Origin of the sequence: Mycobacterium sp. IS-1742 (genome assembly GCF_001500125.1) — a bacterium.
Classification (GTDB): domain Bacteria; phylum Actinomycetota; class Actinomycetes; order Mycobacteriales; family Mycobacteriaceae; genus Mycobacterium.
Window position 1 is genome coordinate 79205 of the sequence record NZ_LQIV01000012.1, and the last position, 12447, is coordinate 91651.

At 67.9% G+C, this 12447-nt stretch carries 12 protein-coding genes; 3 read left to right on the top strand and 9 right to left on the bottom strand.

Annotation, left to right across the window (positions count from 1 at the left end):
• Positions 1 to 27 precede the first annotated feature (27 nt).
• Both AU196_RS08960 and AU196_RS08965 read right to left on the bottom strand, forming a co-directional pair.
• Positions 28 to 297, bottom strand: a complete 270-nt coding sequence (locus AU196_RS08960; protein ID WP_157546171.1) for a hypothetical protein — start codon at positions 295 to 297, stop codon at positions 28 to 30.
• 566 nt (positions 298 to 863) lie between these two features.
• Complete coding sequence (locus tag AU196_RS08965; RefSeq protein ID WP_197415737.1) at positions 864 to 1892, bottom strand: alpha/beta hydrolase; 1029 nt, start codon at positions 1890 to 1892, stop codon at positions 864 to 866.
• A 254-nt stretch (positions 1893 to 2146) separates the two neighbouring features.
• On the opposite strand from AU196_RS08965, the gene AU196_RS08970 reads away from it, so the two are divergent.
• A complete protein-coding gene (locus tag AU196_RS08970) occupies positions 2147 to 2998 on the top strand; it encodes a helix-turn-helix domain-containing protein (protein ID WP_059094758.1) in 852 nt (283 codons plus the stop codon).
• 336 nt (positions 2999 to 3334) lie between these two features.
• Here the strand turns inward: AU196_RS08970 and AU196_RS25520 are convergent, their stop codons facing one another.
• From AU196_RS25520 to AU196_RS08980, 3 genes are all read right to left on the bottom strand, one after another.
• A complete protein-coding gene (locus tag AU196_RS25520; RefSeq protein WP_157546174.1) occupies positions 3335 to 3799 on the bottom strand; it encodes a hypothetical protein in 465 nt (154 codons plus the stop codon).
• 152 nt (positions 3800 to 3951) lie between these two features.
• Complete coding sequence (locus tag AU196_RS08975) at positions 3952 to 5268, bottom strand: lipase family protein (protein WP_059094759.1); 1317 nt, start codon at positions 5266 to 5268, stop codon at positions 3952 to 3954.
• Between the two features lie 53 nt (positions 5269 to 5321).
• The gene (locus tag AU196_RS08980) at positions 5322 to 6140 is read right to left on the bottom strand and encodes a mycofactocin-coupled SDR family oxidoreductase (RefSeq protein ID WP_059094760.1); all 819 of its coding nucleotides are present in this window, start codon (positions 6138 to 6140) and stop codon (positions 5322 to 5324) included.
• Positions 6141 to 6239: 99 nt separating this feature from the next.
• Here AU196_RS08980 and AU196_RS08985 point away from each other — a divergent pair, with 99 nt between their 5' ends.
• Positions 6240 to 7532 (top strand): HNH endonuclease signature motif containing protein, encoded by a 1293-nt coding sequence (locus tag AU196_RS08985; protein WP_059094761.1) that lies wholly within the window; start codon positions 6240 to 6242, stop codon positions 7530 to 7532.
• Between the two features lie 4 nt (positions 7533 to 7536).
• On the opposite strand, the gene speB is transcribed toward AU196_RS08985, so the two are convergent.
• Positions 7537 to 8478 carry an agmatinase gene (gene speB / locus AU196_RS08990; RefSeq protein ID WP_059094762.1) on the bottom strand — a complete coding sequence of 314 codons (942 nt, stop codon included), beginning with the start codon at positions 8476 to 8478 and terminating at the stop codon, positions 7537 to 7539.
• A 93-nt stretch (positions 8479 to 8571) separates the two neighbouring features.
• Here speB and AU196_RS08995 point away from each other — a divergent pair, with 93 nt between their 5' ends.
• Positions 8572 to 9891: an adenylate/guanylate cyclase domain-containing protein gene (locus AU196_RS08995; protein ID WP_059094763.1), complete on the top strand. Its 1320-nt coding sequence runs from the start codon at positions 8572 to 8574 to the stop codon at positions 9889 to 9891.
• On the opposite strand, the gene AU196_RS09000 is transcribed toward AU196_RS08995, so the two are convergent.
• Genes AU196_RS09000 through AU196_RS09010 form a run of 3 tightly spaced genes read right to left on the bottom strand, consistent with a single transcriptional unit; the run spans position 9857 to position 12400 of the window.
• Positions 9857 to 11449 (bottom strand): phytoene desaturase family protein, encoded by a 1593-nt coding sequence (locus AU196_RS09000; protein WP_059094948.1) that lies wholly within the window; start codon positions 11447 to 11449, stop codon positions 9857 to 9859. The two genes, AU196_RS08995 and AU196_RS09000, sit on opposite strands and share 35 nt — an antisense overlap.
• A complete protein-coding gene (locus tag AU196_RS09005; RefSeq protein WP_059094764.1) occupies positions 11430 to 11882 on the bottom strand; it encodes an SRPBCC family protein in 453 nt (150 codons plus the stop codon). Before AU196_RS09005 ends, AU196_RS09000 begins: the two co-directional genes overlap by 20 nt.
• A gap of 29 nt (positions 11883 to 11911) precedes the next feature.
• The gene (locus tag AU196_RS09010; protein ID WP_059094765.1) at positions 11912 to 12400 is read right to left on the bottom strand and encodes a Dps family protein; all 489 of its coding nucleotides are present in this window, start codon (positions 12398 to 12400) and stop codon (positions 11912 to 11914) included.
• Between the last annotated feature and the right edge of the window lie 47 nt (positions 12401 to 12447).

Below are 12447 nucleotides of genomic sequence, written 5' to 3' on the forward strand. Positions count from 1 at the left end.
CCCGGGCTCGGCTCTCGAGGCTGGCGCTCACCACAGACCGTCCAGGACCTCGGCGGCGTCGAGAAGAGCACCGGCGAGCCGCCGAGCGTCAGCGGCCGCCAGCTCGAGGCAGCCGGCGATCGGGTAGGCGGCGACGTGGCGCTCGATCCGGCCGTCCGCGTACTGCGCTCCCTCGACGGCCACGACGAGCCCGGCAGCGTCGTGGCGCGACCACGTCAGGCACCGGAACACGTCCTCGGGGTGCTCACTGCGGTGCCAGTCCCCCACGACTGCGGCCGGGGTCGGAAATTGTGTCATGCCGCGAACGTTAGACCACCGAAAACCATTGTGGAACAGCACCTTTCAACTTCGCATAGGTCAACCGGTGGGCGCATGAGCTATGCGTGTGGCGGGTCGAAATGCGGTCAGGTCGCGGACCGTCCGCGCACCGTCGAGTCTCGGTCGAGATACGGGCCACCCCGCCGCAGTCGTCCGCAGGCCGTCCGCAGCAGATTCGTCGACAGCTCGATACAACCAACGCTGCCAACGCCGTGAGCTGCAGGTTTCCTCACCACCAAACACAGCCGATAACCACAAACGTCGAGAGGGACAGATTCAAAACCCGTACAGTGTGAGTTCGAATCTCACCGAGGGCACCACATAGGGCGCAACCGCCGACGCCCGCCAAGCCCAGCGAATTGTCTACTTGGATTCCAAGCCGTATCTGGCTGTCTTGACCGCACCGAGGGCCCGACGATTACCGAGACCTCTAGTCACTAGAAGGCCCCCGTTTCGGCATCTGCGGTCATCGCAGCGGAGGCGAGGTCCCGGAGATCCAGCCAGTTGGCGTACCAACCGTGTGCCGGACCCCGGCGAGGCGTCAACTAGACGAGCTGCTCACGGAAGAATCGCGTCAGGTTGGCAACGGCGTTGTCGATCTGCGCGGGCGAGTCGTAGTAGTCGAAGTGTGTTCCGTCCGCCCAGACGAGTTCCTTGGGACCCTTGAGCACGCCGTAAAACTTCTTCGCCTCGTCGGGGAACGCGCATCCATCGGAGTGCACGACCATGGTCGGGATAGTCACCTGCGCAGCCTGCGAGAGGGGGTCGAAGTCGAGCCACGGGTCGAGTGACATCACTGCAAACTCGTTCCTCCACTGCGGCACGCCTCCTCGGGAGGGGTTCAGGTAGTAGTCGTAGGACCCCGGTTCGGGCTTGAAGTTCAACGCCGACTCGTCGACCTCGCTGTACGCGGGGATCGTCGTCGCCGTGCCGGTCTCCTCGAACTCGCGTGCGGCGACGGTGCCCTCGGCTCGACGTCGAGCGAGCCCCTCATCCCCGCCATTCATCGTCTTGAACAGTTCTGGACCGGCGAGGAACGCGGCAACGGTCGCCACCGCCGTGACCCGCGAGTCGTCCGCGCCGAGATACGCGGCGTTGCCTCCCGAGGTGCAGATGCCCACCATGCCGACCGTCTGCACGTACGGCAGGCCACTGAGGTAGGTGACGGCAGCTTCCAGGTCGGTCAGCTTCTCCGACGGAGACTCGTACTGGCGGGGCTCGCCCTCGCTAGCGCCATAGTGGCTGTAGTCGAAAGCGAGAGCGACGAAGCCTTGATCGGCGAGTTTCTGCGCGTAGGTACCGGGCATCTGTTCCTTCACCGACGTCAGGGAACCCTGGACGATGACGGCCTGGTACATACCGCTCTCGTCGAAGTCGGCGGGAGTGAACAGGTTGCCCGCCAAAGTCAGACCGTCGCGAGTGAAGGTCACGTCACGCTTCTGCATATTGTCTCTCCTGGGTTGATCGACGGCGGCAGGATCGTTTCCTGGCGGGGCGCATGAAAGCCCCGCTCCTCCGGCGCAGGCCGCTGCCACACCGGCCAACAGGACCCGCCGTGACACTCGCAGCCCCATCGTTGCCTCCGTCCTGCTTCACAGTCTGATTGCCATCGTGAGACGACGATGTCCGCCCTATCGGCGCGGAGTCAGGGGCACGCATGGCCCCCACACGATGGTGACGACTACTGCGCACCGCGACAATGGGAGGAAATACTCCTACGCAGGCGAGGGCCACAGTCAGAGGTCAACTGCGTCCCTAAAATGAATCAGGTGCGCCGCCCGTCACTACGTCGAGCCACTGCGCCGTCCCGGCGACCGCCAGGGGCGTCGTGACCAGCAGAAGTCCACACCTCGTCGAACTCGGGCACTTCCTGAGGAGCCGGAGGGACGAACTCGCGCCGAAAGACATCGGGCTGACACGCGGCGAGAAGGGGGCGGCTCGCCGCCGGGTCAAGGGCCTGCGGCGGGAGGAGATCGCCGACTTTGTCGCCATCAGCCGGGACTACTACACACGGATTGAGCAGGGCAGGTTGGCACCGTCGCATGCGGTGTTGACGTCGATTGCCGACGCTCTGCGGCTCACCCCGGTTCAGCGGACGTACGTGGAGGGCCTCGTACGGCACGCCGAGGGGTCAGCGCCGCCCGGACCCAGGACTGGACAAGTCCGCCCCCAAATTCAGCGCCTCCTCGATCAGCTGGTCGATACGCCCGCCATGGTGCTCGGAAAGCACCTCGACATCCTGGCGTGGAACTCGTTGATGGCGGCGCTGCTCATCGACTTCGGCGAGATCGCGCAGCAGGAGCGCAACTACGTGCGCATGGTGTTCACCCACCCGAGCGTCCGAATGCTGTTCCCCAACTGGGAAGACGTCGCACGAACCTCCGTAGCTGTACTTCGGATGGAAGCCAGGGAGCATCCGGCAGACCCCCAACTGGCCGGCCTGGTCGACGAACTGTCGCTACTGGATCCGCAATTCCGACAGTGGTGGACCGCTCGCCACGTCGCTCAGCCAGATTTCGGATCGAAGACAATTCGTCATCCCGACGTCGGCGTAATGACTTTCGACTGGAATATCTTTCGGGACATCAGCGACCCGGATCTAAGACTCCAGTTGTGGTCACCCGCGACCCGCGACGGCACCTTCGACAAACTGCGGGTGCTCTTGCCGAGGGACAGCTAGGACGTGTCGAGGCGCGGCCCGCCACTGTGACGCCAACCGGGCCAGCAGGGGCGGCACCGGGTTGCCACGAGGACGGTGACAGCGGTCCGCAATTTGACCCATGCGCTGGGTCGGCACCCGGTCCCGTCAGCCCGCAGCCAGCCTGCAGGAGTCCGGTCAAGCCATCCAAAGCCATCAAGACTCAGCACGAGTCGCCGCAGCTCAACGGTCAGAAGCGGCAAAGCCACCGAAACCAGTCAAAAGCCAAAACGCCAGTTCGCGGCACCGGAGATCATTCCAAAACCCGTACAGTGGAAGTTCGAACCTCACCGAGGGCACCACACAGATGCGGCGGTATCAGCGACGCTTCCCCAAGCCCGGCGCGCCGCCGGAGACGATCTTTATTGGCGGCGGCTTACGAGCCCTGTTCGGTTTCACGCTCTTCGTCATCCGGGGGGACATTCTGCTCTTGCGCTCGGGTGGCGGCTGGCGTCGCGGTGACCGCTTCTTCGCTTCGTTGAACTGTCTCAGAGCTCGTCGCTGATTCTCTGCATGCACCTCGACCTGTTCGAGTCTCCGGCGGGTTTCGGCCAGTTCGGTGTCGAGCCGCTCGGCAATCTCGCGCCACAAGACACCGTCTGCTCGAGGCAGCAGCGCCTGACATGCCCGGCATACCGCCTTCGGCCGAGCGACGTATCCCAGGTCGACCGGAGCTTCGAAGGCGTGTCCACACAGAGCGTGGTCATTGCGGTTCTTGAGGTAGTCCCAGTGATGCGCCGCCGCCCCTTTGTCGCGGACGTAGAAATAGCGCGGCCCCTCCATGCTGCGACTATAAGAAAAGTGCCCGATAGCTGCGGCCGCTTCAGACCGGTCGCCTGTGCTCGTTCGGGTCCTCGCCGGCCGACCGGCGATGCAGTCGGTTCGTACCGATGTCGGCGCGACGCGCAACGAAAGCCGAATAGCTCGGTACCCGCCTACCGGTCCAGCTGCGACAACGGGCGGCGCTCGACGCCTCGACCGGCGATCACCTTCCCGCTCACCACGGCGAGCCGAGCCATACCCCGATACGTCGACGGGTTCAGCAGCGTGGGCCAGGTGGTCCGCGCTCTACGCTCCTCGACGGGGAGGCCCTCGAATCGGTCGCGAAGCCACCGCAGCGACATCGGCGCCGAGAGCGGATGCAGGAGGATGTGTTCGCAGAACCGGTCCCGGTGGTAGGTGACGTCGGTGCCGCCGAGGGCATAGGTCTGTGCCAGCTGATCGATGTCGCTGACGGCGATGATCCGATCGTGGACGGCCTGGATGATGAGGACGGGCATCGTGGGGGCGGCGGTGCCCAGGCGGATGTTGTCGAACACGTGCTGGACTTCAGGCAACTCGAGAACCTCGTCGAGCGATCGGCTCAACATGGTCGCCATGTCCTTCTTCGCCAGCCGCATCACCGCATGCGCCGTTGTCATCCTGGCCAGCTGTTCCAGCGTCGCCCTGCCTTCGTCGGTCAGGTGTTCCCCGATGACCCTCCGGAACTCGGGATAGGTGTGCATCAGCGCCGCCACCACCATCACCGGCAGCCCGGAGAAGAATTTGCCGTTGAGACGGTGATAGGTGTTGCCGAGGTCCCCGACGGGTGACCCCAGCACTGCGGCGACGATGTTGAGTTCGGGCGCGTAGCGGTCGTACATCTCGGCGGCCCACGCGGTCGCCAGGCCGCCGCCCGAATAGCCCCACAAACCGATCGGCGCCGTCGACGACAGCTGCAGGGGTTCGAAATTCAACGCGGCGCGCAGCCCGTCCAGCACGCAGTGCCCGGGTTCGAACGGCGCCCCGAACACGCCGTGGGGCCCGCCGTGGTCGGGGATCGACACGGCCCATCCTTCGGCGAGCACCGCGGCGATCAGCAGGAGTTCGACCTGCGCGAGGGCGCCCACCGCCCTGGCCCGGCGGCGCAGGGCGTAAGAGGGGAAGCAGCGGCCCGCCATGGCGTCGATGGCACATTGGTACGACACGATCGGACAGGGCTCGGTGCGGGCGGAGGGGGTCAGCACGGTCGTCACCGTGGCCAGTGGGTTGTCGGCCATGTCGGCCGTCCGGTACAGCAACTGCGTCGCGGTGAATCGCTGGGGAACCACGCCGAGGAACGCCAATTGCACCTCACGCCAACGCAATACCGTTCCGGGTTCGGTGTCCTCCCAGCCCGCGGGCGGTCGGTAGAAGGGGTCGACATCGGGCAACTGCGGGCGGCCTCCGACGTGTTGTGGTTCGTCGGCCACCGACTCGCTGCTCGGATTCATCCCAGTCTGGTACCCGCCAACCTGCGTCCGGCAACCTCGCCGCACCGCAGGCGTCAATCCAGGCCGTTGGCCAGGGTGAGCGTCTCCCCCGTTCTGCAACGTCCCTGATCGGACACCAGATACAGCACCGCGTTCGCCACGTCTTCGGGTTCGAGCAGTCCCGGCAGCGGCCGCCCCTTCGCGAACACCTCGTCCACGTCCTGGCGAGTCGGATGGTCCAGATCGGGCCGGATCATCCGGTAGATGCCCGGGTTGTGGATCATCGTTGTGTTGACGCCGGCCGGCAGCACGGCGTTCACCACGATCCCGTGCTCGGCCACCTCGTAGGCGACCGACTTGACCAGTGCGACGACGCCCGCCTTCGCCGCCGCGTAGTGACCCGAATTGGACGCCCCGGTGGTGGCCACGCTCGACGACGTCGCGACGAGCCGACCCGCCTTGCGTTCGATCATGTGCGGCAGGACGGCCCGGAACGTGTTGAAGACCCCGGTGAGGTTGACGTCGAGCATGGTTCGCCAGCACCGCTCCGACATCGATGCGATCGGCGCGCTACTGGCGATCCCGGCGTTGGCCACCGCCACGTCGATGCGGCCGAACGCCTCGACCGCGCGCTCCGCGAGTGTGAGCATGGACGCGTGGTCGCGGACGTCGACGGTGGCGGCGAGGCAGCGACGGCCCAGGCCTCGAACCATCTCTGCGGTCTCGTCGAGGTCGGCGGCGGAGGCCGGCGGGTAGTCGACGTCCTCCACAGCGCCGGCGATGTCGCAGACGACGATGTCCGCGCCCTCGCGGGCGAGCGTCGCGGCGTGCGCCCTCCCCTGCCCGCGCGCTCCACCCGTGATCAGCGCGACCCTGCCGTCCAGCGCACCCATTGCGACACCCTTTCCCGTGATCGACGTCCATGGGCTGACCCTGTGAGCCCGCCGGAATCATCGTGGCGTGTTGTCGGCCAGATTGGTATAGTCGAACACATGTTCGACATCGAGGTGCTCGCGGCGGTCGACCCGATGGCCGACGAGGCCGCACTGGTCGCCCGTATCGCTCATCTCGAGCGGGTCAAGGCCGCCGCCGCGCCCGGTCAGGCCCGCGCGACCGCAGCGTTGGACGCCGCCCGGCGGAGCCGGGAGGCGGCCCAAGGGGTACCCGCCGCCAAACGCGGCCGCGGGCTGGCCGGCGAGGTCGGCCTCGCCCGGCGTGACTCGCCGGTCCGCGGGGCCACACACCTGGGTTTGGCCAAGGCGCTGGTGGTCGAGATGCCTCACACACTGAGGGCTCTCGAGTCCGGGGTGCTCTCGGAATGGCGGGCGACCCTGATTGCGCGCGAATCGGCCTGCTTGAGCGTCGAACACCGCCGCCAACTCGACGCCGAGATGTGCGCCGACGTCACGGCCCTGGAAGGCAAGGGCGACAAGGCCATCGAAGCGGACGCCAAGAGAATCGCCTACCGGCTCGACCCTCAGGCCGTGGTCGACCGGGCCGCCAAGGCTCCCGCCGAACGCACCGTCACGTGCCGCCCGGCGCCCGACACCATGGTCTACGTGACCGCGTTGCTGCCCGTGGGCCAGGGTGTCGGGGTGTACGCCGCACTCAAACGGGCCGCCGACACCACCTTCGACGACCGCTCCCACGGACAGGTCATGGCCGACACCCTCGTCGAACGGGTCACCGGAATCCCCGCCGAGGTGGCCACGCCGGTCGCGCTCAACCTGCTGATGACCGACCGGAGCCTGATCGCCGGCGGTCGGGAACCGGCCGAACTGGCCGGCTACGGGCCCATCCCCGCCGCGGTCGCCCGGCAGATGACCGCCGCTGCACTCACCGATCCCCGCTCGACGGCGTCCGTGCGCCGGCTCTACCGCCGCCCCGCCGCCGGGTCCCTGATCGCGATGGAGTCACGGTCGCGTCGATTCCCGAAAGGCCTCGCCGCCCTCATCACCCTCCGCGACCGGACCTGCCGCACCCCTTACTGCGACGCTCCGATCCGCCACATCGACCACGCCCGCCCCCACCGCGACGGGGGGCCCACCGACGCGGTCAACGGGCAGGGCAAGTGCGAACGCTGCAATTACGATAAAGAAGCCCCTGGCTGGCGCGCGACCACCGATACCCGAACAGGACCGCACACCGCCCACCTCGTCACCCCCACCGGGACGCGGTACCGATCCACCGCGCCCCCGCTGCCGTGGGCTCCGGTCATCACCGTGGCCAGGCTCGGCACCCGGGTCCTGGTCGATGTCGACGGCGTACGCTGCCACGCCGCCTGACCGCTCACCGGTTGGCGGCCAGCACCGAGATGAGTTCGTAGGCCACGTGCGCGGCCGCGATTCCGGTGATCTCGGCGTGGTCGTAGGCCGGGGCGACCTCGACGATGTCGGCGCCGACGACGTTGGCACCCACCAGACTTCGCAGGCTCAGCAGCAGCTCCCGGCTCGTCATCCCGCCGGCCTCCGGCGTACCGGTGCCCGGCGCGTGGGCCGGGTCGAGGACATCGATGTCCACCGATACGTACACCGGCGCATCGCCGAGCCGGGCCCGCATCCGCTCGATGACCGTCGCGAGGCCGTCGAGTTGGAAGTCGTCGGAGGCGATCACCTGGAACCCGAGCACGCCGTCGTCGGACAGATCGGTCGGCGCGTACAGGGGGCCGCGGATCCCGACGTGCAGACAATGCTCCGGATCGAGCAGTCCTTCTTCGCCGGCGCGCCGGAACGGTGTGCCGTGGGTGAACGGTGCGCCGAAGTAGGTGTCCCACGTGTCGAGGTGGGCGTCGAAGTGCACGACCGCGATGGGACCGTGCTCCCGGTGCAACGACCGTAGCAGCGGCAGCGCGATCGTGTGGTCGCCGCCGAGCGTCACAAGTTTCGTTCCGCCGCGGCGTAATTCGTCGGAATGCCGTTCGATAGTCGCGATGGCCTCGGCGATGTCGAACGGGTTGACCGGGATGTCACCGGCGTCGACCACCTGTTGTGTCGCGAACGGCTCCACGTCCAGGCGCGGATGGTAGGGACGCAGCAGCTTCGACGACGCGCGGATGTGAGCGGGACCGAACCGGGCACCCGGCCGAAAGGACACCCCCGAGTCGAAGGGCACCCCGACGACGGCGACGTCCGCGTGGGTCACCTCGTCGAGCCGCGGCAGGCGGGCGAAGGTTGCGGGCCCGGCGTACCGGGGCACCTTGGTTGCGTCGACGGGACCGATGGGCGTGTTCATGGACCCAGCCTCGCCGAGGTCCGCCGATCTCGCGCGTCCGACCGGCCGCGCGAATGCCGGCCGACCGGACGTCCCCGGCGATACGCTGCGTCAATGGCCGTCCGCGACGCTTCGCGCGCCATCTGCGTGCCGGAACTGGCACTGCAGAGCCGCATGCCCGCACGTACCCGGCATTACGCCGAGGCGGTGGTCCGCCGGCTGCGTGTGCTCACCATCGCGACCTGGATCGCGGCGGTCGTGTCGGGGCTGTTCGGCGCGCTGCAGGTGGCGATGGGGGGCCCGGGCTGGTGGATCGGCGCGCTGAACCTCATGTTCGCGGCCTTGTTCCTGGCCAACCCGCTGCTCTACCGCTTCGGTGAACTGATCGCGCCGCTGACGTTCTTCTTCCTCGCCTACCTCTCGGTGACGTTCATCTGCTACTCCGTCGGCACCGGTTCCGGTCTGCAGTTCTACTACCTGGTTGCCGCATCGCTGGTGGTGCTCGTGCTGGGCATCGAACGGATCGTGATGTCGGCGGTGATCGTCGGCGTCGGCCTCGTCGCCTGCATCGTGATCGAGGTGACGGTGCCCGAGGACCGCGATCTGGGTCCGCCGGGCATGATGACCGTCGGTTTCGTCCTGTCGGCGGTGTCGGCGACGGTGATGGTCTTCGCCACCGTCTGGTACGCACTGCGCGAGACCGACCGCGCGGAACGGGCGATGGAGTCGGAGTATCAGCGCTCGGAGCGGCTGCTGGCCAACATCCTGCCCGCCTCGGTCGCCGAACGCCTCAAGGATCCGACGCACACGATCATCGCCGACCGGTACGACGACGCCTCGATCCTGTTCGCCGACATCGCCGGCTACACCAAACGGGCCAGCGACACCTCCCCGACCGAACTGGTGCGGTTCCTCGACCGGCTCTACACGGATCTCGACGGGCTCGTCGACCGTCACGGGCTGGAGAAGGTGAAGACCAGCGGCGACAGCTACATGGTGGTCAGCGGTGTCCCGCGGCCGAGGCCGGACCACGTCGAGGCGCTGGCCTGCCTGGCTCTCGACATGGCGGAGGCGGTCGCCGACCTCAAGGATCCGCTGGGCCGTGCGGTGCCGCTGCGCATCGGCCTGGCGTCCGGACCGGTGGTCGCCGGCGTGGTGGGCGCGCGAAAGTTCTTCTACGACGTGTGGGGCGACGCGGTCAACGTCGCCGCCCGGATGGAGACCACCGACGAGGAGGGTCGAATCCAGGTGCCGCACAACGTCTATGAGCGCATCCGTAGTTCATTCGTCCTCGAGGAGCGCGGCGACGTCGAGGTCAAGGGTAAGGGTGTGATCCACACCTGGTACCTGGTCGGGCGGCGCAACGACAACGCGGTGCGCGCGGCGGTCGAACACCCCGCTAACGGACGAACAGCGACATCACCAACTGGTTGACCTTGCGCCGCGGCCAGCCGGTCAGCCCGTCGCTCGCGATCGCGGCCGCGGCGGCGTTGCGGCCGCAGACACCGTGCACCCCGCCGCCGGGATGGGCGCCCGCGCTGCCGAGGAACAGCCCTTCGATCGGCGTCTCGGCGCGGCCGAAACCGGGTGTGGGCCGGAAGATGAGCTGCTGCTGCAACTGGGCGGTGCCACCGTTGACGGCCCCGCCCACGAGGTTCGCATCGGACGCCGTCAGCTCCGAAGGACGCTGGATGAACTTGCCGACGATCTGATCGGAGAATCCGGGCGCGTGCTCCTCCAGCACCCGGTCCACCGCCTCGGACAGCCGGTCCGCCGACGCGTCGTCGGTGACGTCGCGCGGCAGATGCGTGTACGCCCAGGCGCTTTCGGTGCCCTCCGGTGAGCGCATCGGATCGGCGGTGGTCATCTGGCCGAACAGCATGAACGGATGGTCCGGGACAGTGCGGGTGTTGAGATCGGCCATCCACCGGACCAGCCCGTCCGCGTCCGCACCGAGGTGGACCGTGCCGACCTCGTTGAGATTCTTCGACCGCCACGGTATCGGCGCGTCCAGCGCGTAGTTGATCTTCAGGACCGGGGTGTCCCATGTGAAGTGCTCGAGGTCCTCGAGCACGCGGGGCGGTACGGCCGACGACGGCAGCAGTTCGCGGTACAACGCGGGCGCCGACACGTCGGCCACCACGGCGCGGCGCGCGGAGATCGTCCGGCCGTCGGCGGTGCGCACGCCGACGGCCCGGCCGCCGCGCACCTCGATCCCGGTGACCGGCCGGCCGCAGTGGATCTCCGCACCGGCGGACCGGGCCCGGTTGACCAGGGCGGCGGTGAGTTGCCCGGCGGTGCGGACGGGGACGGGCCAGCCCCCGTCCTGCGCCATCATGATCAGCATGAAACCCATGACGCCGCTACCGGGGGCGTCGACGGGGACGTCGGCGTGCAGGGCGTTGCCGAGGAGCAGCAGGCGGGCCGCGTCGCCGGCGAACAGCTGCCGGGCCATCTCACCGACAGGCAACACCAGCCGGTGCACCAGGCGCAACGCGTCGGCGGTGCCCAGCCGCCTCAGCAGCCCGGCCGCACCGCGCACCGGCGGGAACGGCGAGAAGAGGCTGCGCAACAACGGATCCCTGACCTGCTGCCAGAGCTCGAACAACCGCAGCCAGTTGTCGCCGTCCGCAGGGTGATTGCGCGCGAGTTCCTCGGCGGTGCGGGCGATGTCGCGGTAGATGACCGGGGCGTCGTCGTCGGTGGCCGAACGCGGGTGACCGACGACTGCGGGCGCGTGCGTCCACCGCAGACCGTGGTCTTCCAGGTGCAGGCCGGACAGCACCGGCGACGCGACCGACAACGGATAGAACGCGCTGTAGAGGTCGCTGGTGTAGCCCGGGATGCGTTCGGCGCTGCGCACCGCCCCGCCGGGCTCCGGCTGCGCCTCGAGCACCACGACGTCCCACCCCGCGTCGGCCATCAGCGCAGCGGCGACCAGTCCGTTGTGGCCGGCGCCGATGACGACCGCGTCAGCTGCCGTCGACGTCACGGTCGTCACGGCGCTCGGCGAGGAAGGCGAGCCGCCGCAGGGTCTCGTTGTTGCGCGGCCACACCGCGGCGTCGGCGAGACGCTCGGGCATGAGCTTGCCGATTCCGCTGATCGGGAACTCCTGCATCGAGATCCGGCACCCGTCGGGAGTGTCGCTCAGGTCCAGCACGATTCGGGCGCCGCCGAACGGTCTGCCCTTGGCGTGCAGGACAAGCCGCTCCGGCGGGGTGGCCTCCTCCACCACGGTCTCGTCGTTGAGCAACACGGGCCACACGCCGATGGAGTGGTGGATGGTGGAGCCGGACGCGGGCCAGTCGGGGTCCACGGCCCGCATCCGGCTGTTGCCCACCACCCATTGCGAATACGTCCAGCCGTCGGCGATCACATCCCAGACGCGCTGGCGCGACGCGGCGATATCTCGGGTCACAGTCACGCCCGGACGGGTACCCGTCGTGGACCGGTTTAGACCTTCCGGTTCTCCGATTTGATCAACCAGGCCAGCTTCTCCAGGCCGTCGATCAGTTGATGCAGGATGTCCGCGGTGCTCGGATCCTCGGCGTCGACGGTGTCGTGGACGCTGCGCATCGTGTCGACGGCGGCGTGGATCCGGATGGTGATCAGGTCGACCACCTCCGCGGTGCTGCGCTCGTAGGCGGGGAACTCGGGAAGGCTCGTCATCGCCGCGACGGTGTCGGACCGGCCGTCCGGCACGGCGTCGAGCGCCCGCAGGCGCTCGGCGATGGTGTCGCTGCCCTCACGGGCGAAGTCGACCAGTTCGTCGAGCTGCAGATGCAGGTCACGGAAGTTGGTGCCGACGACGTTCCAGTGCGCCTGCTTGCCCTGCAGGTGCAATTCGATCAGGTCGACCAGGACACGCTGCAGGCTGGCAGCGAACCCGGGTGAGGCGGTGAATCCCTGTACTTCTGCTTCGGTGCGACGCGTTGTGTTCATGTCTGTATCAACGGCCACCAATCTGGAATGACTCCAGAATACGGGGT

Excerpts from the sequence above, each read along its gene's own strand:
- AU196_RS08960 (WP_157546171.1), bottom strand. The coding sequence starts at position 297 with ATGACACAATTTCCGACCCCGGCCGCAGTCGTGGGGGACTGGCACCGC.
- AU196_RS08965 (WP_197415737.1), bottom strand. The coding sequence starts at position 1,892 with ATGGGGCTGCGAGTGTCACGGCGGGTCCTGTTGGCCGGTGTGGCAGCG.
- AU196_RS25520 (WP_157546174.1), bottom strand. The coding sequence starts at position 3,799 with ATGGAGGGGCCGCGCTATTTCTACGTCCGCGACAAAGGGGCGGCGGCG.
- AU196_RS08975 (WP_059094759.1), bottom strand. The coding sequence starts at position 5,268 with ATGAATCCGAGCAGCGAGTCGGTGGCCGACGAACCACAACACGTCGGA.
- AU196_RS08980 (WP_059094760.1), bottom strand. The coding sequence starts at position 6,140 with ATGGGTGCGCTGGACGGCAGGGTCGCGCTGATCACGGGTGGAGCGCGC.
- AU196_RS08985 (WP_059094761.1), top strand. The coding sequence starts at position 6,240 with ATGTTCGACATCGAGGTGCTCGCGGCGGTCGACCCGATGGCCGACGAG.
- speB (WP_059094762.1), bottom strand. The coding sequence starts at position 8,478 with ATGAACACGCCCATCGGTCCCGTCGACGCAACCAAGGTGCCCCGGTAC.
- AU196_RS08995 (WP_059094763.1), top strand. The coding sequence starts at position 8,572 with ATGGCCGTCCGCGACGCTTCGCGCGCCATCTGCGTGCCGGAACTGGCA.
- AU196_RS09010 (WP_059094765.1), bottom strand. The coding sequence starts at position 12,400 with ATGAACACAACGCGTCGCACCGAAGCAGAAGTACAGGGATTCACCGCC.